Genomic DNA, 24,421 nt, shown 5'->3' on the forward strand with positions numbered 1-24,421 from the left:
GTTTTGTAATAAAAGAAAAAGAGAGGAGAATGAAAGATATGAAAGAGCAAGTATTACAAGTAACAAAAGGTGACTTCGTAGGATCAGCAAGTGGGGCAGTAGTATTAACAGCGTTAATCGTATTTCTATCAAGCGTATTAGTATAATAGAAGTTTTAAATCAAACAAAAAAGGAAGGAGAATGAGGGATATGAACAGTGAACAAGTGTTTCAAGTAACAAAAACAGATTTATTAGGATCCTTAGGTGGAGCGGTAATAGTAACATCATTTATTCTATTCCTTGCAAATGTATTAGTATGAGATATATAAATACAATCATTCAAAAAAAATAAAGATTCTAACGTATTGGTAAGTAGTTAATATGTTGGAGTCTTTTTTATATTCTTCTTATATACCCTCAAGTATTAAAGTTACCTCATTATCCAGCATTCAATGCTAATTAAACGCTGCGGTTGAAACTTGATTCAACGAATAATCAAAAATCCATTGAATAAAATCAAGCTGTATTTCAAAGAGAAAAAAGTCGAATTTTATATGTAAGAAAAAAAGAGGAATTTGACAGAAAAGATAGAAAATTTTAAAGGTCAGAATTTGTTAGCTTGCTAACTAATTTCTATTAATTAATGTTGGAAGCGTTTTCGGTTGGTTTTAAGTATGGACCATTTAATCTATTTACAGGGGGATGAAGATATTATGAAACAAAAATCTATGGATACGCTAGCTGCACAAATGGAGGACTTTTTTCCAGTACGTGATGTAGATCATTTGGAATTTTACGTAGGGAATGCAAAGCAATCGAGTTATTATCTTGCGAGAGCGTTCGGATTCAAAATTGTAGCTTACTCTGGATTAGAAACTGGAAACCGTGAAAAGGTATCTTATGTTCTTGTGCAAAAAAATATGCGTTTCGTTGTGTCTGGAGCTTTAAGTAGTGAAAATCGTATTGCAGAGTTTGTAAAGACTCATGGTGATGGCGTGAAGGATGTGGCACTACTTGTTGATGATGTTGATAAAGCATACTCAGAAGCAGTGAAACGTGGTGCCGTCGCAATTGCTCCACCACAGGAATTAACAGATGAGGAAGGTACATTGAAAAAAGCAGTTATTGGTACGTATGGTGATACAATTCATACGCTTGTAGAGCGTAAAAATTATAAAGGGGCATTTATGCCAGGATTCCAAAAGGTAGAATTTAATATTCCATTTGAAGAGTCTGGTTTAATTGCTGTTGATCATGTAGTTGGTAATGTTGAAAAAATGGAAGAGTGGGTTAGTTATTACGAGAATGTTATGGGCTTTAAACAAATGATTCATTTTGATGATGACGATATTAGTACAGAGTATTCGGCGTTAATGTCGAAAGTTATGACGAATGGAAGTCGTATTAAGTTTCCTATTAACGAACCAGCAGACGGAAAGAGAAAGTCACAAATTCAAGAGTATCTAGAATTCTATAATGGAGCTGGTGTACAACATCTTGCTTTATTAACAAGTGATATTGTTAAAACAGTTGAAGCGCTTCGTGCAAATGGGGTGGAGTTTTTAGATACACCTGATACTTATTATGATGAGTTAACTGCACGAGTTGGAAAAATTGATGAAGAAATTGATAAGTTAAAAGAATTAAAGATCTTAGTAGATCGTGATGATGAAGGTTACTTACTACAAATCTTTACGAAACCAATTGTAGATCGCCCGACTTTATTTATTGAAATCATTCAACGTAAAGGTTCTCGTGGATTTGGTGAAGGAAACTTTAAAGCGTTATTCGAATCAATTGAAAGAGAACAAGAGCGTCGCGGGAACTTATAAGATTTGTATCCACCAGCAAAAGTCCCTTTGCTGGTGGAAATTTCATTTTTATAAGGAGGAATCAGGATGAAATTTGTTACATTTCGTCTTCCTTCAAAAGAACTACGAGCTGGATGGCTTGAAGGTGACAAAGTAATAGATATGAATCTTGCTAGTGAAGGAGAAATCCCTTCTTCTATGATGGCTTTTTTAGAGAAAGCAGATGAGTATGTAGAAGTAGTACGGAATATTAAGAATCCAAATAAGGGTATATATGCTTTAGAAGAAGTACAATTGACAGCTGCTCTTCCTAATCCGAGTAGTATTCGAGATTTTTACGCATTTGAACAACATGTAAAAACAGCTCGCGGACGAAGAGGATTAGATGTTGTGCCTGAATGGTATGATATTCCGGTTTTTTATTTTACTAATCATCGTGCTGTAATTGGTTCCGGTGATTTTGTAATTGGTCCGAAAAAGTCTAAAAAGCTTGATTATGAGTTGGAGATTGCTTGCGTAATAGGAAAAGAAGGGCGAAATATTTCTCGTGAGCAAGCAGAGGAATATATTTTTGGTTATTGTATTATGAACGACTGGAGTGCGAGAGACTTACAAGCAACAGAAATGAAAGTAGGTCTCGGTCCAGCGAAAGGAAAAGACTTTGCAACTTCTTTAGGAGCACATCTCGTTACGAAAGAGGAATTAGACGTTTATCGTAATGGTGATCGATATAATTTAGAAATGACTGCTCATGTAAATGGAAAACTATTATCAAAGGGAAACTTCCAAGATATTTACTATACATTTGCTGAAATGATTGAACGTGCTTCAGAGGACGTTACGTTATATCCAGGAGATGTGATTGGTTCTGGGACAGTAGGAACAGGATGTATTTTAGAACTGGGTACAGAAGAGTGGCTACAAGATGGAGATGTTGTAGAACTGTCGATTACTGGTTTAGGTACACTACGTAATACGATCAAAAAAGAAAAGGAAGCGGGTGATGGGCATGTTTTATCGTCACATGGGAGAACTACCTCATAAACGACATGTACAATTTCGTAAAAAAGATGGATCGCTTTATCGTGAACAGGTAATGGGAACAAAAGGTTTTTCTGGTACGCAGTCTATTTTATATCATCATTATATGCCAACAGAAGTAGGTCATTCTGCATTATCGCATTCTTGTCAGTTGCAGTATGAAGAGGATGTTGCTCTTTCTCATCGCCACTTTCGAACGAAAGAAAGTAAAAAAAGTGGTGATGCAATAAGTGGACGGAATTTCATACTTGGAAATGAAGATTTGTTAATTGGAGTAGTGAGTCCAACAGAAAAAATGGATTATTTCTATCGTAATGGTGATGGCGACGAAATGTTATTTGTTCATTATGGAACAGGAAAAATTGAAACGATGTTTGGAACGATTCACTATAGAAAAGGCGACTATGTAACGATTCCAATTGGAACGATTTATCGTGTTATTCCAGATGAAGGAGAGACTAAGTTTCTTGTTGTAGAGGCGAATAGCCAAATTACAACGCCGCGTCGTTATCGAAATGAATACGGACAATTGTTAGAGCATAGTCCGTTTTGTGAAAGAGATCTTCGTGGTCCAGAAAAATTAGAGACATATGATGAAAAAGGCGAGTTTGTCGTAATGACAAAATCAAGAGGCTATATGCATAAACATGTTTTAGGACACCACCCGTTAGATGTTGTTGGATGGGATGGCTATTTATATCCGTGGGTATTTAATGTAGAGGATTTTGAACCAATTACAGGGCGCATTCATCAGCCGCCGCCAGTACATCAAACATTTGAAGGACATAATTTTGTTATTTGCTCTTTCGTACCACGTTTATACGATTATCATCCAGAGTCAATTCCGGCACCATATTATCATAGTAATGTTAATAGTGATGAAGTTCTTTACTATGTAGAAGGAAACTTTATGAGTCGCAAAGGTGTGGAAGAAGGTTCTATTACACTTCATCCGAGCGGGATTCCCCATGGGCCGCATCCTGGGAAAACGGAGGCAAGTATAGGGAAGAAAGAGACGCTTGAATTAGCTGTTATGATAGACACATTCCGTCCGCTTCGTATTGTCAAACAAGCACATGAAACAGAAGATGAAAAGTATATGTATAGCTGGATTGAACAAGGTTCATATACTGTGAAATAAGTAAAAAAAGCATGCTCTCAATAAGGGAGCATGCCTTTTTTGTGGAATCGACATGTGTAATAATACCAAAAAGAGTTGTCGAAAGATATATAGAAAGAATGATAAGGATCGTGCATATTTAGAAGAATTTCTACTTGTTTCGACAAAAGTATTGACTAGGAAAAGCGTAATGAGTAAAATAAAAAAGCGAATTAAAAATTTTCAGAAAATTTAAAACTTGGAGGAGTGAAAGATGAAGCGAATTTTTCAAAAGAAGCCAATTGCAAAGTTAATGCAAGAAAGTAAGCAAAAAACGTTAGCAAGAACATTGGGCGCGCTAGATTTAACTATGCTTGGAATCGGAGCAATTGTTGGAACTGGTATTTTTGTTCTAACGGGTGTTGTGGCAGCGAAACATTCTGGGCCAGCTATTATATTATCATTTGCGATTGCCGCTCTAGCTTGTGCCTTTGCTGCATTTTGTTATGCTGAATTTGCTTCTTCAGTTCCTGTCTCGGGCAGTGTGTATACGTATACATACGCGACGATGGGGGAAGTATTCGCATTTTTAATTGGCTGGGATTTAATGCTGGAATATTTACTTGCTACATCTGCTGTAGCGAACGGTTGGTCTGCATATTTTCAATCTTTATTAAAGGGGTTTGGAATTCATATCCCGACTATTCTCTCCTCGGCTCCTGGTACAGGTAAGGGTGGAATAATTGATCTACCTGCAGTTCTAATTATTTTAGTGATGACAGTTCTTTTATCTAGGGGTGTTCGTGAAAGTGCACGAGTAAATAACATTATGGTATTTATTAAAATAGCAGTTGTTCTTATTTTTATCTTTGCTGGTTTTAATTATGTGAAACCTGAAAACTGGACGCCTTTTATGCCATTTGGTTTAGATGGTGTAATGGCTGGAGCGGCTACAGTATTTTTCGCATTTATAGGATTTGATGCAGTTTCAACAGCGGCAGAAGAAGTGAAACGTCCGCAACGTGATTTACCAATTGGTATTATTGCATCGTTATTAATTTGTACAGTTCTTTATATCGTTGTTTCGCTTATTTTGACAGGAATTGTTCCATACGGGCAGCTAAATATATCAGATCCAGTTGCTTTCGCACTTCAATTTATTGGACAAGATGGTTTAGCGGGGGTAATTTCAGTAGGAGCAATTACAGGAATTACAACAGTAATGCTAGTTATGATGTATGGGCAAGTTCGTGTTTCTTATGCGATGAGCCGAGATGGTTTACTGCCGAAGCGTCTAGCTAAAGTTCATCCGAAATTTAAAACGCCATTTTTAAATACATGGACAACGGGAATTATTGCGGCACTGATTTCAGGATTAATAGATTTAAATGTTTTAGCGCATCTTGTAAATATGGGGACATTGTCAGCATTTGCACTCGTAGCTGTTGCGGTAATCGTAATGAGAAGAACTCATCCAGACTTACCAAGGGCATTTAAGGCTCCGCTTGTACCATTTTTACCAGCATTAACAGTGATTTTCTGTTTATACTTAATGCTTCAATTATCGGGGACAGCGTGGATTAGTTTTGGGATATGGATGGTTATTGGTATAGCGGTTTACTTCTTATATAGCCGAAAACATAGTGCTTTAAATAATAGTAAAAAAGAAGAAGATGTTGCGAATTTATAAGCGGAAAAATCCATTCTAATTCTGTTAGAATGGATTTTTTGTTTGAAAATTTACATTTTTCCGAACTTATTATAAGATAATTGTTGGCTAACTAAAGGGGTGAAATGATGAAAAATACGTGGCGTGAGTTAAGGGAGATGGACCGTAACGTATGGATTCGATTTATTGGAGAGACGTTAAATGGAATTGCAATGATGATGTTAATGCCTTTTTTTGCATTATATTTAAAAGATAAGGTAGATTCGTTGTTGGAAGTTGGGGTTATTATGGCGCTTTCTCCAATTGCTGCAAGTTTTGGGTCACTTATAGGAGGGAGAATTGCTGACATATATGGAAGAAAGCCTATTATGATATTTTCTATGGCAAGTAATGCGTTATTAATGCTCGGTTTTCTATTTATAGAAGGATTTATTCCATATGCAATTTTATCTATTTTTTTAGGGTTGAGTAATTCTTTATTTCATCCAGCTGCATCAGCTATGGTCGCAGATGTAACGGTACCAGAAAAAAGAACAGAGGCATATGGTTTATTACGAATGGGACACAATATAGGTGCTGCGATTGGTCCGATAATGGGAGCATCAGTAGTTGTGTTGTCAAAGAACCTTGTGTTTATTATTGCCTCTTCTACAATGCTATTTTATGCGTTACTTGTATTACTTCTTATTCAAGAGACGATGCCAAAAAGGACAGATAGGGAAGAACATAAAGAAAAGGAATCTGGAGCAGTTTGGAAAATTGTAATGCAAGATAAGGCATTAATGATTTACTTATTAGCAGGTATTATCATTTCGATGGGGTTTTCTCAAACCGAAGGCATGTTGCCACTACATTTTGATAATGAAATGAAGCGTATTTTTGGAACGAATAATCCATATCCATATTTAATGGCGTTAAACGGACTATTAGTTGTTTTATTCCAGTTTCAAATTTCAAAATGGGCTACGGATAAACCAGTCGGGAAGACGATGTTATATGGTGCATGTTTATTCGGGATTGGATTATTTTTTATAGGGTGGTTACCGAAGTGGTTTGGAGAATTTAATACAAATGCTACAATTATTTTAATAACACTACTGTTCGTTTATGCTATATATACGTTAGGTGAAATGATTATGTCGCCTGTACAGATGACATTTGTAGCAAATTTGGCCCCTGAGCATTTGAGAGGGACTTATATGGGAGCTGCAAGTTTGCAGTGGATTACAGGAAGCGCATTTGGCCCACTTTTGGGAGGTTTTTTATTAGATCGATTACTTGGTCACTTTCTATTTACAATTTTAGCTGTAGGATGTGTAGTTGCAGGTATTGTATATGTTTCTTTAGATCGCCTTGTTGAGCAAAGGCAAAAAGACACACTAACCAAACAATCGTCTTAGTGAATAGGTGACATACACAAAAAAGGGGATTTCTACATATTTTAGGTACATAACTAGATTAGATTGCCATTTTATTTTGTGTACCTATATAGAAAATGAAATGAAAAACCAATAAGTGATGTTATTTAATTATTTATGGAAGTTACATTTTATTTCAAATAGGAACTACCTATTTTTATAAAAAGTGCTAAAATAGAAAAATGAAAACAATTGGTTAGGGTGATTTCATTGACGAAAATTAAATTAGGTTTATTATATGGTGGAAAATCAGCTGAGCATCAAGTTTCGCTACAGACGGCTCTTGCTGCTATTAAAGCGTTAAATCAAGATAAATTCGAGATTCATCCAATTTATATTACAGAACAAGGTCAATGGGTACGTGGTGAGCGTATTGAAGGCGAAGTAACAGATGTTGAAGCTTTAAAAATGAGCGGTGCAGAAAATGCGATTTCTCCGTTATCATTAAGTACAGAAATTATCCCATCTGCAGCTTCTGAGGAGAACGCTATTGACGTTATTTTCCCATTACTACATGGACCAAACGGTGAAGATGGAACGGTTCAAGGACTATTAGAATTAATGAATATCCCTTATGTAGGAAATGGTGTTCTAGCATCATCTGCTGGTATGGATAAAGTTGTTATGAAAAACATCTTTGCAGAGGCTGGTTTAAAACAAGCAAAATATGCATCCTTCATTCGTAGTGCATGGGAAAAAAATCGTGAGGAAGCTTATTCTAAAGTAGAAGATAAGTTAGGATATCCTTGCTTCGTAAAACCAGCGAACCTTGGTTCAAGTGTTGGTATTAATAAGTGTAAAAATCGTGAAGAACTTGAGGATGCATTTGTAGAGGCATTCCAATTTGATCGCAAAATTATTGTAGAAGAAAATATTGTAGGTCGTGAAGTAGAAGTTGGGGTACTAGGTAATGATGAGCCGAAATGTTCAGTTGTAGGTGAAATCGTTCCGAAAAAGGACTTCTATGATTATAAGTCGAAATATATCGATGGTGATACAGCGCTAATTATTCCAGCTGAAATGACAGAAGAAGAATCTAATGTAATTAAGCGTGATGCGATTATTGCATTCCAATCATTAGACGGTGCAGGTTTAACGCGAGCTGATTTCTTCTTAACGAAAGATGGAGAAGTGTATATTAACGAAGTAAACACAATGCCAGGATTTACACCGTTCAGTATGTTCCCTCTATTATGGCAACATACTGGGTTACCGTATCCAGAATTAATCGAAGAGCTAATTCGTTTAGCGATTGAACGTCACGAAGAAAAACAAAAAATTAAATATACAATCTAACAAAAAAGGAGGAAGCACTATTCATAGGAATAGTGCTTCCTCTATGTAAGGAGCGTTTCTATATGATAAAGCGAATGTTAAAGCAAGTGGAACAGATGGTAAATGGTACTGGATTAGCAGAGCAATATGAGGGAATTACTATTCAAGGCGTGTCTATTGATACAAGAAAAATTGAAAAAGGAAACTTGTATGTTCCGATTCAAGGGGAGCGCTTTGATGGACATGGTTTTGTAGATAAAGCTGTTGAAAATGGAGCTGTGGCTACATTATGGATGAAAGATGTAGCGAATCCACCTGAGAATCTTCCGGTTATTTTTGTGGAAGACACGCTATCGGCATTGCAAATGTTAGCGAAAAACTATCGTGATCAATTGGATGTTAAAGTTGTAGGTGTAACGGGTAGTAACGGTAAAACATCTACGAAAGATATTGTAACAAGTCTTCTTGCGACTAAATTCAAAGTGCAAAAAACAGAAGGGAACTTCAATAACCATATCGGATTACCTCTTACCATTTTAAACTTAGAAGAAAATACAGAAGTAGCAGTATTAGAGATGGGTATGTCAAGCCGAGGCGAAATTGAATTCTTATCTAAGTTAGCTCGTCCTAATGCAGCTATCATTACGAATATCGGTGAGGCACATTTAATGGATTTAGGATCTCGTGAGGCAATTGCTGAAGCGAAATTAGAAATTGTTACAGGGTTACAAGAAGGTGGCGTGTTCGTATATAACGGAGATGAGCCTTTATTAACGAATCGTGTTCCTGAAATGAATTTAGCAGCAGAAACGGTTACGTTTGGTGATGCAAGAGCAAACGATTATTATCCAACGACTGTAACATTACAAGCAACTGGGACACATTTCAAAATGAATAGAGATGAAAATATTTCATTCTACTTACCTGTGTTAGGAAAACATAATGTGTATAATACACTTGCTTCAATGGCAATTGCGAAACATTTTGGTGTAACGTGGGAAGAGATGAAAGAAGGTTTAGTAACACTTCAAATGACGGGCATGCGTATGGAAATTGTGAAAACAAATAGTGGTTTAACAATTATCAACGATGCTTATAATGCAAGTCCGACGGCTATGGAAGCAGCATTCCATTTAATGAATGGTTTAGATGGTTTTGCTAAAAAAATCGTTGTGCTCGGTGATATGTTAGAACTTGGAGATCAAGAAGTACAGTTCCATTATGAGGTAGGAAAATTAATCGATCCAGCAAAAATCTCGTATGTATTCACATACGGTAGATTAGGGGCTCAAATTGCTGAAGGAGCGAAAATTAATTTCCCTAATGAACGTGTAAAGGCGTATGATAATAAAGAAGAGTTAGTAAAAGATTTACAAGCAGTAGTCGATGTGAAAGATGTTGTATTAATAAAAGCATCTCGCGGTATGAAATTAGAAGAAGTAATTACGATGTTGAAATAATTGGTGTATATAAATAGGGATGATAGTTACGAAAATAGAAGAAACTTATAATAAGCGCTTACAGTAAATATAAAAAAATAAAAGTGAAGAAAAAAACTCTGAATATGAAAATAAGGTAACAGTTGGGTTTGCTTTTTACACATACAAAACTTATAATTGATAAAGTGTAATAACGTTTAGAAGTATTTTCGTGAAGAATATACGCCCGTTTATATACGTGAGCATTCAGGAAAAGGGCTTTTCCGCAAATTCGGAAAACGCCTTTTTTTAAATGATAAGTATAGGATAGAAAAGGAGAAGTAACATTGACAACATTTCGAGAATTAGGATTAAGTGATTCTTTACTGCAATCTGTTGAAAGTATGGGCTTTGAAGAGGCTACACCAATTCAAGCTGAAACAATTCCACATGCATTGCAAGGTAAAGATATTATTGGGCAAGCGCAAACAGGTACAGGGAAAACAGCAGCATTCGGATTACCACTATTAGATAAAGTGGATACACATAAAGAATCGGTTCAAGGTATTGTTATCGCGCCAACGCGTGAATTAGCAATTCAAGTTGGAGAAGAATTATACAAAATTGGTAAGCATAAACGTGTTCGTATTTTACCAATTTATGGTGGTCAAGATATTAACCGCCAAATTCGTGCTCTAAAAAAACACCCACACATTATTGTTGGTACGCCGGGTCGTATTTTAGATCATATTAACCGTAAAACACTTCGTCTGCAAAACGTAGAGACAGTTGTTCTTGACGAAGCGGATGAAATGTTAAACATGGGCTTCATTGAAGACATTGAAGCAATTTTAACAGATGTGCCAGAAACACATCAAACATTACTATTCTCAGCGACAATGCCGGATCCAATCCGCCGTATTGCTGAGCGTTTCATGACTGAGCCTCAACACATTAAAGTAAAAGCAAAAGAAGTAACAATGCCAAACATTCAGCAGTTCTATTTAGAAGTGCAAGAAAAGAAAAAGTTTGACGTGTTAACACGCTTATTAGATATTCAATCTCCAGAGCTTGCAATCGTATTCGGTCGTACAAAGCGCCGTGTTGATGAATTATCAGAAGCATTAAACTTACGTGGTTATGCTGCAGAAGGTATTCACGGTGATTTAACTCAGGCGAAACGTATGTCTGTATTACGTAAATTTAAAGAAGGTTCTATTGAAGTTCTTGTTGCAACAGACGTTGCTGCACGTGGTCTTGATATTTCAGGCGTAACGCACGTATATAACTTCGATATTCCACAAGATCCAGAATCATACGTTCACCGTATCGGTCGTACTGGTCGTGCAGGTAAAAAAGGTATTGCAATGCTATTTGTAACACCACGTGAATCAGGACAATTAAAAAATATCGAGCGTACAACAAAACGTAAAATGGACCGCATGGATGCACCGACACTTGACGAGGCATTAGAAGGTCAACAACGTTTAATCGCTGAAAAGCTTCAAAGCACAATTGAAAATGAAAACTTAGCATACTACAAGCGTATTGCAGAAGAAATGTTAGAAGAAAATGACTCTGTAACAGTAGTAGCTGCTGCTTTAAAAATGATGACTAAAGAGCCGGATACAACTCCGATCGCTTTAACATCAGAACCACCTGTTGTTTCAAGAGGCGGCGGTTCTAAAAAACGCGGCGGTAACGGAGGCGGATACCGTGATGGTAACCGTAATCGTAGTCGTGATGCACGAGGCGGTGGCGATGGACGTAATCGTGACCGTAACCGTGATGGACGTAATCGTGACGGAAACCGTGATCGCAATCGTGATGGTGGTAGTCGTGGTCGTAGAGGTGAAGGGCAAGGTCGCCCTGGTTCTTCAAATGGACGCGGCGAAAGAAAACATCATAGCCGTCCACAAGCTTAATAAAAAAAGAGAATGCCCTTTGCGGGCATTCTCTTTTTTTTATTTCTATAATTGTGCATACTACATAATAGTTATGATAGAAAAGGGGCTGTTATATGCTTGTAAGGCTTGGTTACGTTGCGATGAGTGTACATTTGAAGAATGCATCTCCATCTCAAACGATGACGTATGCACAGTTTCAGAAATTAGATGATCGTGCTGCTGCAATTCGTAAACTTGAAAGAATTGCTAATTCCAATTTAGAAAATTGTTTACGTTTATTAAAGCATAATAAAGGGCATGACATATCTTTCTTTCGGCTCAGTTCAAAGCTCATTCCTTTAGCGAATCATGAGGAATTGATAGAGTGGAACTATATTCGTCCTTTAAAAGAAAATTTAAAAAAACTAGGTGAATATGCAGTTCATATGAATATGAGAATTGATTTCCATCCAGATCATTTTGTTGTACTAAATTCACCTGAGGAGAGTGTTTTTAAACAATCTGTAAAAACATTGCAGATGCACAAAAAATTATTAAAAGGTATGGGGATTGAACATAAGCAACGATGTGTACTGCACGTTGGAGGAGGATATAAAGATAAAGAACTTGCATTAGAGCGCTTTATAGAGAATTGGTCGAATGTCCCAAGGGGTATTCAAGAAATGATTATATTAGAAAATGATGATACAACCTTTACGTTAGAGGAAACATTATATTTAGGAGAAAAATTAGATATTCCCGTCGTATTTGACTTGCATCACCATATGATGAATAATGAGCAAGAAGATTGGTATGAAGATTGGGCACGTGTCGTTCATACGTGGGAAACGTCTTTGTTGCCGGTTAAAATGCATATCTCTAGCCCTAGAGAGGGAAAAGATCCAAGAGCTCATGCAGATTATATTAATGTAGAGGCATTTTTATCTTTTTTAAGAAGGATAAAGGGAAGTGTTCCGCAAATTGATTGTATGATTGAGGCGAAGATGAAGGATGAGTCTTTATTTCAATTAATGAGAGATTTAAGTGAACAAGTAGATGTAGAAATTATCGATGGTGCAAGCTTTTATATTAAATAAGCTTTGCACCATCGTTTTTTTTTGTTAAAAAAGGGGTTAAAATGCCACCGGTTATTAAACCTGTTAAATGACTGATCGGATTGGCAGAAGGATTAAAGAAAGTAAATAGAAGTAATAGAAGTATCATAATTGAAAAAATAGCAATTTCTTTTGGTTTTGAAGAGCGGTATCGATTGTACAATAAAAATAACTGTGCACCTAATAGTCCGAAAATACCACCTGATGCACCTGCGTGAATATATTCAAGTGGCATAATAATATAAGAAGAAATATTTCCTGAAATTCCAGAGAGAAAAAATAGAATAAAAAAAGAAAAGTATCCGAGTTGCTTTTCGATAGAAGAACCAAGAGCAAACAAAAAAATAATATTAGAAAGAAAATGTTGTAAGTCTACGTGTACAAGAAGAGAAGTTATGACACGCCACCATTCTCCTTTAGCGATATATTCATTAGAGGCTGCCAGTGGGAAGAGAAAAAAGTCGCCTAATATCATCATGACTAGATGAATAAGAAGTAAGGTAAGAATAGTCGGTTGTAAAGAAATATGGGTGGATCTTATTAGCATACGGTTACTTTCACCCCTTTTGCATCAGAAAGATTCTCTGTTATTCTTATCAATATGAAAGAAGAAAGTTAAATAGAAGAAGGGGATTTCGAAATGATTATAGGGATTGGTATCGATATTATTGAATTAAATCGTATTGAAAAAATGCTAGATGGAAAGCTTAAATTTATGGAACGTATTTTAACGGAAAATGAACGTAATGTTGCTATGGGGCTGAAAGGAAGTCGCCTTACAGAGTTTGTAGCTGGAAGGTTTGCAGCGAAAGAGGCGTATTCAAAAGCTGTAGGTACTGGTATCGGAAAAGAAGTGAGTTTTTTAGATATTGAAGTGAAAAATGATGAAAGAGGTAAGCCAATTCTGATTACAAGTACAGAGTATATTGTTCATTTATCAATTAGTCATAGTAAGGAATTTGCTGTTGCTCAAGTTGTTTTAGAAAGCTCGTCACGCTAGTCTGCATATTTTATATCTTTGTCTCATATATTTGAGGTAGCGATAAGGAAGGTACATCTTCCATTCATTTATAGGGGCAAAGGGGCTGAATTGATGAAAAGGCGTCTGTTTTTAGTTCTTGTCGGTTTGTTGACCGTTTTTGTGTTGGCGGGTTGTATGGAAAAGAAGCAAGATGATGTCGTGAGAGATTTAGAATCAAAAGTAAAAGGGATGAAAAGTTATCAAGCTGAGGCAAAATTATCTATTAAAACAGGCAATGAGCCTCAAGAGTATAACGTAGAGATTTGGCATAAGGAACCGTCTTTTTATCGTGTGAATTTAAAAAATGCAAAAAAAGATCAAAGCCAAATTATTTTGAGAAATGAAGAAGGTGTATTTGTATTAACGCCAGCACTTAATAAGAGCTTCCGTTTTCAAAGTGATTGGCCGCAAAATAGTAGCCAGGCTTATTTATATGAATCACTTGTAAGAGATATTTTGCAGGACAAGAAAAACCTTACTTTTGAGAAAACAGATAAGTATTATATTTTTAAAACAAAAACAAATTATCAACATCAAAATATGTTGCCTAGACAAGAGATTACATTGAATAAGAGCGATTTGACTCCAGTTTCAGTGAAGTTAATGGATAATGATCAAAATGTTCTTGTGAAAGTAGATTTCTCTAAAGTGAAATTTGATGCGAAATTTGATAAAGGTGCATTTGATACGAAACAAAATATGTCTAGAGCGCAGGTAGATGTTCAAACTACAGCGAAAGAAGAAAAACCGTTTGCTATTTTGTATCCACTTGATACACCACAAGGTATGACTCTGCAAGATGAAAAAGAGTTGAAGACAGACAGTGGCAAGCGTGCGATACTCACATACACTGGAAATAAGAAATCCTTTACTTTAATACAAGAAAAGGCAAAAGTTGCAGAGGCTTCATCAGCGGTAAGTGTAAGTGGAGAACCAGTTGATCTTGGATTTACGATTGGTGCATTGACGAAAGACTCTGTAACGTGGTCGCATAACGGAGTAGAATATATGCTCGTGTCTAAAGGTTTAGAGCCGAAGGAGCTGTTAATGGTTGCTCGTTCAGTTACAGCGAAGCAGGTGAAGTAAACTTCTTAGACGTGGTGATATATGTGCACCACGTCTTTTCTTAGTTTGAAGGTGGATTTCATAAAAGAAGCATATAAAAGAATAAGCTTCGCATATCGTGTATAAGGAAGTGTATTTATGGAAGAAGCACCATTTTACCGTGACACTTGGGTGGAAGTGGATTTAGATGCCATTTATAACAACGTTACACATATTAAAGAGTTCATCCCAAGTAATGTAGAGATTTTTGCTGTAGTTAAAGCAAACGCATATGGGCACGATTATGTACCGGTGGCTAAAACGGCATTAGAAGCAGGTGCAACAAGGTTAGCTGTTGCTTTTTTAGATGAAGCTTTAGTGCTTCGGAGGGCTGGTATTACTGAGCCGATTTTAGTGTTAGGTCCCTCGCCGCCACGTGATGTAAATGTAGCTGCTGAAAATGATGTAGCGCTAACTGTTTTTCAAAAAGAATGGGTGGACGAAGCAATTGAACTTTGGGATGGTTCATCTGTAATGAAATTCCATATTAACTTTGATAGTGGTATGGGGAGAATTGGAATACGTGAAAGAAAAGAGCTAAAAGAATTTTTAAAGAGTTTAGAGGGTGCACCGTTTTTAGAGTTAGAAGGAGTATACACGCATTTTGCAACGTCAGATGAGGTTGAGACTTCGTATTTTGATAAGCAATATAACACGTTCTTAGAGCAGTTAAGTTGGTTGAAAGAATTCGGAGTGGATCCTAAGCTTGTTCATACAGCTAATAGTGCTGCGACGTTACGTTTTCAAGGGATTACATTTAATGCAGTGCGAATTGGGATTGCAATGTATGGATTATCTCCTTCTGTAGAAATACGTCCTTTTTTACCATTTGAATTAGAACCGGCGCTATCACTTCATACGAAAGTCGCTCATATTAAACAGGTAATTAAAGGTGATGGAATTAGTTATAACGTCACCTACCGAACGAAAACTGAAGAATGGATTGCGACTGTAGCGATTGGCTATGCAGATGGGTGGCTTAGAAGGTTACAAGGATTTGAAGTGCTTATAAATGGTAAAAGGGTACCGATTGTAGGGAGAGTAACAATGGATCAGTTCATGATTCATCTTCCTTGTGAAGTGCCACTTGGTACGAAAGTTACGCTTATTGGAAGGCAAGGAGATGAGTATATTAGCGCTACAGAGGTTGCGGAATACTCAGGGACTATTAATTATGAAATTATTGCAACGATTAGTTTCCGTGTGCCAAGAATATTTATACGGAATGGTAAGGTTGTAGAGATAATTAATTACTTGAACAATATATAGAAGGTAGTATGATTGCTTCTTGTCATTGGAGTGACTGTTCATTGCTGGATAATAAGCTCTTTTTGATGAGAAGCTTTTTACTTATAATCATTTTTTATATAAGTTGCACGTAAGTTTTGAAGAGGAGTTCTATTGTTTTTAGTTAGTTATGAGATAAAAAATTTAAGAAGATGAATGTTTTGTTTGTGAATTGGAAAACATAAGCAAGGAATAAGGAAGTCTTTGCAACAGGCTCCATACAATGGTATTATTACAATAGGTGTCATATATATATTTGGGTGTGTAGTTGACGGTGGAGGTGTATTTTTGTGTCCGAATCAAGTGTAACTACTGAAATCGTGGTTCGGTTGCCAAAGCAAATGGTAACGGAATTGGACGGAATTGGAAAACAAGAGAATAAGAATCGCCATGAACTAATTTGCCAGGCAACACAATTGTTATTGCGTCAACATAAGACGAAGAAACGCTACCAACATGAATCAATGCGACGTGGGTACATTGAAATGGGAAAAATTAATCTTGGTATTGCATCTGAAGCTTTCTTAGCAGAGTATGAAGCAGCTCATACAGTAGAACGCTTAGTTAGCGGGGGGTAATATTTTGATTGTAAAACGCGGCGACGTGTATTTTGCAGACCTTTCCCCAGTTGTTGGTTCTGAGCAAGGAGGCGTTCGTCCGGTTCTTGTCATTCAAAATGACATCGGAAATCGTTTTAGTCCAACGGTGATTGTAGCGGCTATTACTGCACAGATTCAAAAAGCGAAATTACCCACTCATGTGGAAATTGATGCGAAAAAGTATGGTTTTGAGAGAGATTCTGTTATTTTACTTGAGCAGATTCGAACAATCGATAAGCAACGCTTAACGGACAAAATCACTCATTTGGATGAAGTGATGATGAGTCGTGTAGATGAAGCGTTACAAATTAGTTTAGGACTAATAGATTTTTAAATCGGCAGTTTAAGTTGCTCTCTTTGAAGGGCAACTTTTTTTATTATAGAGGAGGTTACGGTTGTATATGGAAATGGTAGATAATCGACAAGCGTTAATGAAAATGTTAGTGAAAGAATTAGGCTTTACCGAAAAGCAAGTTCGTCATGTTATTCAATTAACAGAAGAAGGTAACACAGTTCCATTTATTGCTCGTTACCGAAAAGAATGGACAGGCTCTTTAGATGAGGTGCAAATTCGTACGATTTTAGAGAGATGGCAATATATGATGCAACTTGAAGATAGGAAGGAAGAAGTTCTTCGTCTTATTGATGAGAAGGGGAAACTGACAGAAGAGCTACGACAGCAAATTGTTAAAGCTACAAAGTTGCAAGAAGTAGAAGATCTATATCGTCCATATAAAGAGAAAAGAAGAACGAAAGCGACAATTGCTAAAGAAAAAGGATTAGAACCATTAGCTGAATGGTTATTGTTATATAAGAAAGAAGATCCGGCTAAAAAGGCAGTGGAATTTATTAATGTAGAGAAAGAAGTGCAATCTGCAGAAGAAGCTTTACAAGGTGCACAAGACATTATTGCAGAAATGGTTTCAGATGAAGCTGCGTATCGTAGTTGGATTCGAAATGTTACTTTTAGAAAAGGTGTTATGTCTTCGTCCGTGAAAGATGAAGAAAAAGATGAAAAGAATATATATGAAATGTATTACAGTTATGAAGAACCATTGCAAAAAGTAGTACCACATCGTGTATTAGCAATGAATCGTGGCGAGAAAGAAGATATATTGAGAGTTGCTGTTGTTCCGCCAGTAGATGAGATAGTAACTTTCTTAAATAAGAAAGTAATTCGTGATAACGATTCGAAAAGTGCACATTATGTACAATTAGCGATTGAAGATGGTTATAAACGATTAATTCAATCTTCAATCGAAAGAGAAATTCGTAAAGAATTAACAGAAACAGCTGAAGAACAAGCGATACATATTTTCTCTGAGAACTTACGTAACTTATTATTACAACCTCCGATGAAAGGGAAAGTCGTGCTAGCGGTAGATCCGGCATATAGAACTGGTTGTAAATTGTCTGTAGTAGATGATACGGGGAAAGTACTACATATTGATGTTATTTATCCGCATCCACCTGTTCGTAAATATGATGATGCAAAAACGCAAGTTCTTTCTATTATAGATAAATATCAAGTTGAAATGATTGCAATTGGTAATGGGACAGCATCTAGAGAAACAGAAGAGTTTATAGTAGATGTATTACAAAGTGTGAACCGAGATGTCTTTTATATTATTGTAAATGAAGCGGGTGCGAGTGTGTATTCGGCTTCTGATTTAGCCCGTGAGGAATTCCCAAATTTACAAGTTGAAGAGAGAAGTGCCGTTTCTATTGGAAGACGTCTGCAAGATCCACTTGCTGAACTTGTGAAAATTGATCCTAAATCAGTTGGGGTTGGACAATACCAACATGATGTATCTCAAAAGAGACTGAATGAGTCATTAACATTTGTAGTAGAAACAGCTGTTAACCAAGTTGGGGTTAATGTAAATACGGCTTCGGTTGCATTGTTACAATATGTTTCAGGTTTATCGAAAACTGTTGCGAAAAATATTGTGGCAAAGAGAGAAGAAGATGGGAAATTCACGAAGCGCACGGAATTAAAGAAAATCCCGCGTTTAGGTGCAAAGACGTATGAACAATGTATAGGTTTCTTACGTATACTAGAAGGAGCGAATCCATTAGATCGAACAGGTATTCATCCAGAGCAATATAAAAATGTTGAATTGTTATTGAATAGTCTAGGGTTATCGATAGATGACGTAGGACAACCGCAATTACAAAAGAGATTGGAAGAAGTAGAGATTTCTAAGTTATCTCAAGAAACAGGAGTTGGGGAGCCGACGTTAGTTGATATTATAGATGCGCTTATTAGTCCAGAAAGAGATATGAGGGATGAGTTGCCTAAACCACTTCTGAAAAAAGGGATTTTGAAATTAGAAGATTTAAAACGTGGTATGGAACTAGAAGGAACAGTTCGTAACGTTGTTGATTTTGGTGCTTTTGTTGATGTTGGCGTAAAGCAAGATGGTTTAGTACATATTTCTAAACTTAGCAAACAGTTTGTAAAGCATCCGTTAGATGTTGTATCAGTAGGGCAAATTGTAAAAGTATGGGTAGATGATATTGATACAAAAAAAGGACGCGTTGCACTATCTATGTTGCCGATTGAATAGTAAGAGAAGAGAGCAGATGAAACTGCTCTTTTTTTATGGAATAAAAAGTGTAATGGATTATGAGCTTTGATGTATTTTGCTATAATAAAACCAGCATTCATTTAATAATTTAATTTGATACCGGTTTTTTTCGAAATATGCACGTTGCATTTGTTTTTTTAGCCACGTAGGCATAGGAATCCCTCCTTGTTTAATCCTGCTCTCAAAAATCTAAAATGCTATTGATGAGAGGTTGGTGAGTGGATTTCTATTCATGTTTTGTTTTTAGAAACCACGCTTCTTACATGAGGATGGGTATATGTACTATTTAATATATGTATAAGAAGGGAGAAAAGTGTAAAAATATTTTTTTGTTTAGGAGGAATGAGAGTGGATGAGCAAGAAATTCAGGGACTAGTGGAAGAAGTGTCACTACAATACTTTGAGATGCCGTTCTTACATAAAGCAGTGTTTAATAATAGATTACGTACAACTGGTGGGCGTTATTTGTTGAAGAGTCATAATATCGAACTGAATTATCGATATTACGAAGTGTATGGTGAAGAAGAGTTAGTCGGGATTATTAAACATGAGCTTTGTCATTATCACTTACATATTGCAGGAAGAGGGTATAAGCACAGGGATAGAGATTTTCGTGAGTTGTTAAAGAAAGTTGATGCACCACGTTTTTGTAAACGAATGATTAATGAAGAGAAGGAAAAAAAGGTTTACAAGTATGAATGTATGGAGTGTTCACTTCAATATGTAAGAAGGCGTCAAATAAATACAAAAAGATATGTCTGTGGAAAGTGTAAAGGGAAACTCAAACCGATATCGAAAACATCTTGACAGTAAAAACGCAATCCAGTATATTATAAACATGTCAAGTTTGAACAAGATGTTGTTAAAAACTTCTTGACTTACAGAGAGAATTTTTATAAGATACAAATTGTCTTCATTATTCCGCAGTAGCTCAGTGGTAGAGCTATCGGCTGTTAACCGATCGGTCGTAGGTTCGAGTCCTACCTGCGGAGCCATACAGAGAAGTACCCAAGTGGCTCAAGGGGCTCCCCTGCTAAGGGAGTAGATCGCTAACGCGGTGCGAGGGTTCGAATCCCTTCTTCTCTGCCATACATATTGGCCCGTTGGTCAAGTGGTTAAGACACCGCCCTTTCACGGCGGTAACACGGGTTCGAATCCCGTACGGGTCACCACTTCGGAGGATTAGCTCAGCTGGGAGAGCACCTGCCTTACAAGCAGGGGGTCGGCGGTTCGATCCCGTCATCCTCCACCATATAATTTTATATGAATAGTATTGTCGCGGGGTGGAGCAGCACGGTAGCTCGTCGGGCTCATAACCCGAAGGTCGCAGGTTCAAATCCTGTCCCCGCAACCAAATGGTCCCGTGGTGTAGTGGTTAACATGCCTGCCTGTCACGCAGGAGATCGCCGGTTCGACCCCGGTCGGGACCGCCATTTTTACATAAAGGCTCGGTAGCTCAGTCGGTAGAGCAGAGGACTGAAAATCCTCGTGTCGGCGGTTCGATTCCGTCCCGAGCCACCATTTTGAAGTCGCAAGCCGACTTAGCTCAATTGGTAGAGCAACTGACTTGTAATCAGTAGGTTGGGGGTTCAAGTCCTCTAGTCGGCACCACTTTCAAAATGAGCCATTAGCTCAGTTGGTAGAGCATCTGACTTTTAATCAGAGGGTCGAAGGTTCGAGTCCTTCATGGCTCACCATTTACAATTTAATGCGGGTGTAGTTTAGTGGTAAAACAAGAGCCTTCCAAGCTCTGGTCGAGAGTTCGATTCTCTTCACCCGCTTTTCAATTATGGGCCTATAGCTCAGCTGGTTAGAGCGCACGCCTGATAAGCGTGAGGTCGATGGTTCGAGTCCATTTAGGCCCACCATAATTGTTCCGCAGTAGCTCAGTGGTAGAGCTATCGGCTGTTAACCGATCGGTCGTAGGTTCGAGTCCTACCTGCGGAGCCATATTTATAGAGAAGTACCCAAGTGGCTCAAGGGGCTCCCCTGCTAAGGGAGTAGATCGCGAACGCGGTGCGAGGGTTCGAATCCCTTCTTCTCTGCCAGAACTGGCCCGTTGGTCAAGTGGTTAAGACACCGCCCTTTCACGGCGGTAACACGGGTTCGAATCCCGTACGGGTCATACTAAAAGAGATAGCATAATCTGCTATCTCTTTTTTGTTGTGTAAAAGTGGACTTTGGATACTCTGCTTTTTTAGGCAATAGAAGAAATATGAAGTATGGGCTGTTGCAGTTGGGTATATAGAGCCGTAAATACAATCATGTTGTTTATTTGGGCCTGTATGAATATGAAGGAACTATCTATCTAACAAATGATACCTCAAGTTGAACTTTTACCCCAGCTGTATGGCTGTAGCCTCCTACACTTGGAGAAACCGATGAAAATACATCCGGGAGCTACTGTGGAAAATAAATAATATATAGAAGAAGCTGCTTTCTCTCAATAGGTGTGACCTACTGAAGACAGCTTTTTTATGTTGTCATTATTGTCGAGTTTTGTCGGTAAGCCGATATATTGCAAAAATCGCTGATATAATTTGAGTTACGGTCGATAAATTTTAATAATCGCTGATATATTTGGAGTTACGGTCCATATATTCTAAAAATCGCCGATATAATTTCACTTACCGACAAAAACCACAAGAAAATCCCTTTCACAATCTAAAGAAAACGCCTCCATTGAAATGGATTCCACACCTATTCCAATAACTTTACATCATATGTGAAAAAGTTCACAAATAGGTCATAATTTGTGAAGTAATTCACAATAATACGTGTTACAATATGAATGTAAAGAAGTTAAACAACATTAAATTAGTATTTTAATTAATTACTTAAACAATCATAAAAAATAGATGTGAACAATAGAGAGGGGAAATTACCATGAAAAAAGGTATCAATCGTGTAGTATTAGTAGGAACAGGAGCTGTAGGTTGTAGTTATGCTTACTCAATGATCAACCAAGGTGTAGCTGAAGAATTCGTATTAGTAGATGTTAATGAAGCAAAAGCAGAAGGGGAAGCAATGGACTTAAGCCATGCGGTACCATTCTCTCCATCACCAACAAAAGTTTGGAGCGGTAGCTATGCAGATTGTAAAGATGCAGATTTAGTAGTTATCACTGCTGGATTACCACAAAAGCCAGGTGAAACTCGTTTAGACCTAGTTGAGAAAAATACAAAGATCTTTAAACAAATCGTTCGCGGTATTATGGATAGCGGATTCGATGGAATCTTCTTAATCGCAACTAACCCAGTTGATATTTTAACTTACGTAACTTGGAAAGAATCTGGTCTACCAAAAGAGCGCGTAATTGGTTCTGGTACTACTTTAGACTCTGCTCGTTTCCGTTACATGTTAGGTGACTACTTAAATGTAGATCCACGTAACGTTCATGCTTACATCGTTGGTGAACACGGTGACACTGAACTTCCAGTATGGAGCCATGCTACTATCGGTGTACAAAAACTAGAAACAATTTTAGCTAATAACGAACAGTACAAACAAGAAGACTTAGATAAAATCTTTGAAAATGTACGTGATGCAGCTTACCATATCATCGAGCGTAAAGGTGCAACTTACTACGGAATCGGTATGTCACTACTTCGTGTAACTAAAGCAATCTTAAACAACGAGAACAGCGTATTAACTGTATCTGCATACCTTGAAGGTCAATACGGCGAGAAAGATGCTTACGTAGGTGTTCCAGCTGTAATTAACCGTGAAGGTGTACGTGAAATCGTAGAACTTGAGCTAAATGAAGAGGAAAAAGCGAAGTTCGCTCATTCTGTAAAAGTATTAAAAGAAACAATGGCACCAGTACTATAATAATTACTAAATAATTCAGAGGTGGGAAACTGCTTCTTACCTCTGAACTTATATAATTTAATATAAATTCCTTTTCCGGTTTCCCTTGTATATCCCCAATATACCCCTTTTGCTGGATAAGGGTCGTTTATAGAAAAAGAGCACTCTATTTTACGTAGAGTGCTCTTTATTATTCCGCTATTTGCCGGGCAGTAAAACCTCGACTGATTAAAGTTTCACTTTATTATTTTTTAGGCATTAATCCTAATTTCTTTAAAATATCTGTCAGTGTACCGCTTTTTGATTTTTCAGCAGCTGTTTGTGATTTAGATGCATCTAGCTCTTTTTTCAAGAAGTTCTTTTCAACGAAGCGAATATCTTTTTCATCGACAATCCCATCTTTATTAAGGTCTCCGTCTTTTACAGTTAGTCCTTTTTTACCATAGTTGCTAGCGATAATTTCAGCATCTTTAATATCGATTACTTTATCAGCATTTACATCGCCGGCAAGGTTTTCGTCAGGTCTTGCATAATAATATTGGCCAAGCAGCTTACCGTCTTTTTCAGTACCAAGTTTCGTTGTTAGGCGGCTTGTTAAATGTCCTGGCACCTCTACATATAAGTTATAGTCGCGTTTATTAACTGGAAGTCCATTTAGTTTGAAGTATCCGTATTTATCTAGTGAGCCTTCAAACTTATGACGATAAGAATCAGTCGCATATACTTTTACGCCAAGCTTTGTATAATCGAACTTTTCATCTAAATAGCCACGTTCATTTAAGAATGCACCAGGTTTAATATTTCCTTCTACTAGTGAATTTAAGGACATGACTGAGAATGTTTGATCTTGAAGTACACGCATTCTATTTGGTTCTGATTCACCTTGTTTCCAGTAAACAAAAATTGGTGACTCTAATTGAGCGTTTGCTTCATAAAATTCATCATTTTCTACTTTGAAAGTTACATCAATGAACGGGAAATCACCATCTAATCCAGCAAAGTTTTTGTCATCAATAGCTCTGCCAACTGTAACAAAACCTGTCTCTAGTTTCGGTTCATTTACTTTTGCGGTTACCCCTTTGTCGGAAGTAGCTTTTCAAAAGCAGGATTAAATTTCGCATTTCAATAACATTGTGACAAAAAATATTGAGAAACATTTTTTATGACAGATTATTTTATTTTGATTTTGAGTGGAAAATAGCATGAAAAATAGGATAAACATAATAAAATAAAGATTGAGAAAAAATAATTGGTAAAAATATAGAAGAATAATAAAGCGTTTTCAATGAATATTCGT

21 protein-coding genes, 14 tRNA genes and 2 pseudogenes are annotated in these 24,421 nt (G+C 36.9%); 33 read left to right on the top strand and 4 right to left on the bottom strand.

The annotated features are described in order from the left end of the window. The first annotated feature begins 29 nt into the window (after nt 1-29). The 11 genes from F3I02_RS23620 to uvsE all read left to right on the top strand — a co-directional run bounded on the left by F3I02_RS23620 (nt 30) and on the right by uvsE (nt 12,694). A complete protein-coding gene (locus F3I02_RS23620; RefSeq protein ID WP_000654250.1) occupies nt 30-146 on the top strand; it encodes a DUF3948 family protein in 117 nt (38 codons plus the stop codon). 43 nt (nt 147-189) lie between these two features. After that, nucleotides 190-300 (top strand): DUF3948 family protein, encoded by a 111-nt coding sequence (locus F3I02_RS23625; protein ID WP_001083693.1) that lies wholly within the window; start codon nt 190-192, stop codon nt 298-300. Nucleotides 301-693: 393 nt separating this feature from the next. Then, nucleotides 694-1,812, top strand: coding sequence for a 4-hydroxyphenylpyruvate dioxygenase (gene hppD, locus F3I02_RS23630; protein WP_000810923.1), 1,119 nt, complete (start codon nt 694-696; stop codon nt 1,810-1,812). Between the two features lie 66 nt (nt 1,813-1,878). Continuing rightward, the gene (locus F3I02_RS23635) at nt 1,879-2,835 is read left to right on the top strand and encodes a fumarylacetoacetate hydrolase family protein (protein WP_000673997.1); all 957 of its coding nucleotides are present in this window, start codon (nt 1,879-1,881) and stop codon (nt 2,833-2,835) included. Beyond that, nucleotides 2,801-3,973 (top strand): homogentisate 1,2-dioxygenase, encoded by a 1,173-nt coding sequence (locus tag F3I02_RS23640; RefSeq protein WP_013141710.1) that lies wholly within the window; start codon nt 2,801-2,803, stop codon nt 3,971-3,973. The genes F3I02_RS23635 and F3I02_RS23640 overlap by 35 nt, the downstream gene beginning before the upstream one ends. A 232-nt stretch (nt 3,974-4,205) precedes the next feature. Continuing rightward, nucleotides 4,206-5,621 carry a branched-chain amino acid transporter BcaP gene (gene bcaP / locus F3I02_RS23645; RefSeq protein WP_000821075.1) on the top strand — a complete coding sequence of 472 codons (1,416 nt, stop codon included), beginning with the start codon at nt 4,206-4,208 and terminating at the stop codon, nt 5,619-5,621. 107 nt (nt 5,622-5,728) lie between these two features. Beyond that, a complete protein-coding gene (locus F3I02_RS23650) occupies nt 5,729-7,000 on the top strand; it encodes an MDR family MFS transporter (RefSeq protein WP_000799727.1) in 1,272 nt (423 codons plus the stop codon). 228 nt (nt 7,001-7,228) lie between these two features. Next, nucleotides 7,229-8,314, top strand: coding sequence for a D-alanine--D-alanine ligase (locus F3I02_RS23655; protein WP_000161427.1), 1,086 nt, complete (start codon nt 7,229-7,231; stop codon nt 8,312-8,314). Nucleotides 8,315-8,376: 62 nt separating this feature from the next. Next, nucleotides 8,377-9,753 (top strand): UDP-N-acetylmuramoyl-tripeptide--D-alanyl-D-alanine ligase, encoded by a 1,377-nt coding sequence (gene murF / locus F3I02_RS23660; protein WP_000595965.1) that lies wholly within the window; start codon nt 8,377-8,379, stop codon nt 9,751-9,753. 305 nt (nt 9,754-10,058) lie between these two features. Next, nucleotides 10,059-11,636 carry a degradosome RNA helicase CshA gene (gene cshA, locus F3I02_RS23665; RefSeq protein ID WP_000206584.1) on the top strand — a complete coding sequence of 526 codons (1,578 nt, stop codon included), beginning with the start codon at nt 10,059-10,061 and terminating at the stop codon, nt 11,634-11,636. 95 nt (nt 11,637-11,731) lie between these two features. Then, a complete protein-coding gene (gene uvsE / locus F3I02_RS23670) occupies nt 11,732-12,694 on the top strand; it encodes a UV DNA damage repair endonuclease UvsE (RefSeq protein WP_000961160.1) in 963 nt (320 codons plus the stop codon). On the opposite strand, the gene F3I02_RS23675 is transcribed toward uvsE, so the two are convergent. After that, on the bottom strand, nt 12,687-13,259 hold the full coding sequence (locus tag F3I02_RS23675; protein ID WP_196478488.1) for a rhomboid family intramembrane serine protease: 573 nt from the start codon (nt 13,257-13,259) through the stop codon (nt 12,687-12,689). The two genes, uvsE and F3I02_RS23675, sit on opposite strands and share 8 nt — an antisense overlap. Before the next feature lie 93 nt (nt 13,260-13,352). Here F3I02_RS23675 and acpS point away from each other — a divergent pair, with 93 nt between their 5' ends. From acpS to F3I02_RS23705, 6 genes are all read left to right on the top strand, one after another. Then, nucleotides 13,353-13,712, top strand: a complete 360-nt coding sequence (acpS, locus tag F3I02_RS23680; protein ID WP_196478489.1) for a holo-ACP synthase — start codon at nt 13,353-13,355, stop codon at nt 13,710-13,712. Nucleotides 13,713-13,868: 156 nt separating this feature from the next. Continuing rightward, nucleotides 13,869-14,819 (top strand): LolA family protein, encoded by a 951-nt coding sequence (locus F3I02_RS23685; RefSeq protein WP_002163824.1) that lies wholly within the window; start codon nt 13,869-13,871, stop codon nt 14,817-14,819. 117 nt (nt 14,820-14,936) lie between these two features. Further along, nucleotides 14,937-16,106: an alanine racemase gene (gene alr, locus F3I02_RS23690; RefSeq protein ID WP_000390613.1), complete on the top strand. Its 1,170-nt coding sequence runs from the start codon at nt 14,937-14,939 to the stop codon at nt 16,104-16,106. Between the two features lie 308 nt (nt 16,107-16,414). Further along, the gene (locus tag F3I02_RS23695) at nt 16,415-16,702 is read left to right on the top strand and encodes an antitoxin EndoAI (protein ID WP_000004570.1); all 288 of its coding nucleotides are present in this window, start codon (nt 16,415-16,417) and stop codon (nt 16,700-16,702) included. Nucleotides 16,703-16,706: 4 nt separating this feature from the next. Further along, a complete protein-coding gene (gene ndoA / locus F3I02_RS23700; protein ID WP_000635965.1) occupies nt 16,707-17,057 on the top strand; it encodes a type II toxin-antitoxin system endoribonuclease NdoA in 351 nt (116 codons plus the stop codon). 67 nt (nt 17,058-17,124) lie between these two features. Further along, nucleotides 17,125-19,293, top strand: a complete 2,169-nt coding sequence (locus F3I02_RS23705; protein WP_000426239.1) for a Tex family protein — start codon at nt 17,125-17,127, stop codon at nt 19,291-19,293. Nucleotides 19,294-19,350: 57 nt separating this feature from the next. Here the strand turns inward: F3I02_RS23705 and cmpA are convergent, their stop codons facing one another. Continuing rightward, a complete protein-coding gene (cmpA, locus tag F3I02_RS23710) occupies nt 19,351-19,467 on the bottom strand; it encodes a cortex morphogenetic protein CmpA (protein WP_001143642.1) in 117 nt (38 codons plus the stop codon). A gap of 195 nt (nt 19,468-19,662) precedes the next feature. Here cmpA and F3I02_RS23715 point away from each other — a divergent pair, with 195 nt between their 5' ends. From F3I02_RS23715 to F3I02_RS23785, 15 genes are all read left to right on the top strand, one after another. Beyond that, the gene (locus F3I02_RS23715) at nt 19,663-20,121 is read left to right on the top strand and encodes a SprT family protein (RefSeq protein ID WP_000344229.1); all 459 of its coding nucleotides are present in this window, start codon (nt 19,663-19,665) and stop codon (nt 20,119-20,121) included. Nucleotides 20,122-20,234: 113 nt separating this feature from the next. Further along, nucleotides 20,235-20,309 (top strand) — tRNA-Asn (locus F3I02_RS23720). A 3-nt stretch (nt 20,310-20,312) separates the two neighbouring features. Beyond that, nucleotides 20,313-20,403, top strand: a tRNA-Ser gene (locus tag F3I02_RS23725). A gap of 8 nt (nt 20,404-20,411) precedes the next feature. Next, nucleotides 20,412-20,486: transfer RNA gene (locus F3I02_RS23730), tRNA-Glu, on the top strand. 4 nt (nt 20,487-20,490) lie between these two features. Beyond that, nucleotides 20,491-20,566 (top strand) — tRNA-Val (locus F3I02_RS23735). 25 nt (nt 20,567-20,591) lie between these two features. Continuing rightward, nucleotides 20,592-20,668, top strand: a tRNA-Met gene (locus F3I02_RS23740). 3 nt (nt 20,669-20,671) lie between these two features. Next, nucleotides 20,672-20,747: transfer RNA gene (locus tag F3I02_RS23745), tRNA-Asp, on the top strand. A gap of 12 nt (nt 20,748-20,759) precedes the next feature. After that, nucleotides 20,760-20,835: transfer RNA gene (locus F3I02_RS23750), tRNA-Phe, on the top strand. Nucleotides 20,836-20,849: 14 nt separating this feature from the next. Next, nucleotides 20,850-20,925 (top strand) — tRNA-Thr (locus F3I02_RS23755). A 10-nt stretch (nt 20,926-20,935) separates the two neighbouring features. Continuing rightward, nucleotides 20,936-21,011, top strand: a tRNA-Lys gene (locus F3I02_RS23760). Between the two features lie 13 nt (nt 21,012-21,024). Further along, nucleotides 21,025-21,095, top strand: a tRNA-Gly gene (locus F3I02_RS23765). A 10-nt stretch (nt 21,096-21,105) separates the two neighbouring features. After that, nucleotides 21,106-21,182, top strand: a tRNA-Ile gene (locus F3I02_RS23770). A 7-nt stretch (nt 21,183-21,189) separates the two neighbouring features. Continuing rightward, nucleotides 21,190-21,264, top strand: a tRNA-Asn gene (locus F3I02_RS23775). A 7-nt stretch (nt 21,265-21,271) separates the two neighbouring features. Continuing rightward, nucleotides 21,272-21,362 (top strand) — tRNA-Ser (locus tag F3I02_RS23780). A gap of 5 nt (nt 21,363-21,367) precedes the next feature. Beyond that, nucleotides 21,368-21,439 (top strand) — tRNA-Glu (locus tag F3I02_RS23785). Between the two features lie 97 nt (nt 21,440-21,536). Here F3I02_RS23785 and F3I02_RS23790 read toward each other — a convergent pair. Continuing rightward, a pseudogene (locus F3I02_RS23790) lies at nt 21,537-21,714 on the bottom strand (IS4 family transposase); the annotation flags it as partial. A gap of 486 nt (nt 21,715-22,200) precedes the next feature. Between F3I02_RS23790 and F3I02_RS23795 the strand changes: the two are divergent. Next, a complete protein-coding gene (locus F3I02_RS23795; RefSeq protein WP_000715350.1) occupies nt 22,201-23,145 on the top strand; it encodes an L-lactate dehydrogenase in 945 nt (314 codons plus the stop codon). A gap of 223 nt (nt 23,146-23,368) precedes the next feature. On the opposite strand, the pseudogene F3I02_RS23800 reads toward F3I02_RS23795, so the two are convergent. After that, nucleotides 23,369-24,246 (bottom strand): annotated as a pseudogene (locus tag F3I02_RS23800) (S8 family serine peptidase); the annotation flags it as partial. Between the last annotated feature and the right edge of the window lie 175 nt (nt 24,247-24,421).

The organism is Bacillus sp. SRB3LM (genome assembly GCF_015712745.1).
GTDB lineage: Bacteria > Bacillota > Bacilli > Bacillales > Bacillaceae_G > Bacillus_A > Bacillus_A thuringiensis_K.

Excerpts from the sequence above, each read along its gene's own strand:
- murF (WP_000595965.1), top strand. The coding sequence starts at position 8,377 with ATGATAAAGCGAATGTTAAAGCAAGTGGAACAGATGGTAAATGGTACT.
- alr (WP_000390613.1), top strand. The coding sequence starts at position 14,937 with ATGGAAGAAGCACCATTTTACCGTGACACTTGGGTGGAAGTGGATTTA.
- F3I02_RS23685 (WP_002163824.1), top strand. The coding sequence starts at position 13,869 with ATGGAAAAGAAGCAAGATGATGTCGTGAGAGATTTAGAATCAAAAGTA.
- acpS (WP_196478489.1), top strand. The coding sequence starts at position 13,353 with ATGATTATAGGGATTGGTATCGATATTATTGAATTAAATCGTATTGAA.
- F3I02_RS23625 (WP_001083693.1), top strand. The coding sequence starts at position 190 with ATGAACAGTGAACAAGTGTTTCAAGTAACAAAAACAGATTTATTAGGA.
- bcaP (WP_000821075.1), top strand. The coding sequence starts at position 4,206 with ATGAAGCGAATTTTTCAAAAGAAGCCAATTGCAAAGTTAATGCAAGAA.
- F3I02_RS23640 (WP_013141710.1), top strand. The coding sequence starts at position 2,801 with ATGTTTTATCGTCACATGGGAGAACTACCTCATAAACGACATGTACAA.
- F3I02_RS23620 (WP_000654250.1), top strand. The coding sequence starts at position 30 with ATGAAAGATATGAAAGAGCAAGTATTACAAGTAACAAAAGGTGACTTC.
- F3I02_RS23705 (WP_000426239.1), top strand. The coding sequence starts at position 17,125 with ATGGAAATGGTAGATAATCGACAAGCGTTAATGAAAATGTTAGTGAAA.
- uvsE (WP_000961160.1), top strand. The coding sequence starts at position 11,732 with ATGCTTGTAAGGCTTGGTTACGTTGCGATGAGTGTACATTTGAAGAAT.
- F3I02_RS23635 (WP_000673997.1), top strand. The coding sequence starts at position 1,879 with ATGAAATTTGTTACATTTCGTCTTCCTTCAAAAGAACTACGAGCTGGA.
- hppD (WP_000810923.1), top strand. The coding sequence starts at position 694 with ATGAAACAAAAATCTATGGATACGCTAGCTGCACAAATGGAGGACTTT.
- cmpA (WP_001143642.1), bottom strand. The coding sequence starts at position 19,467 with ATGCCTACGTGGCTAAAAAAACAAATGCAACGTGCATATTTCGAAAAA.
- F3I02_RS23795 (WP_000715350.1), top strand. The coding sequence starts at position 22,201 with ATGAAAAAAGGTATCAATCGTGTAGTATTAGTAGGAACAGGAGCTGTA.
- F3I02_RS23650 (WP_000799727.1), top strand. The coding sequence starts at position 5,729 with ATGAAAAATACGTGGCGTGAGTTAAGGGAGATGGACCGTAACGTATGG.
- F3I02_RS23675 (WP_196478488.1), bottom strand. The coding sequence starts at position 13,259 with ATGCTAATAAGATCCACCCATATTTCTTTACAACCGACTATTCTTACC.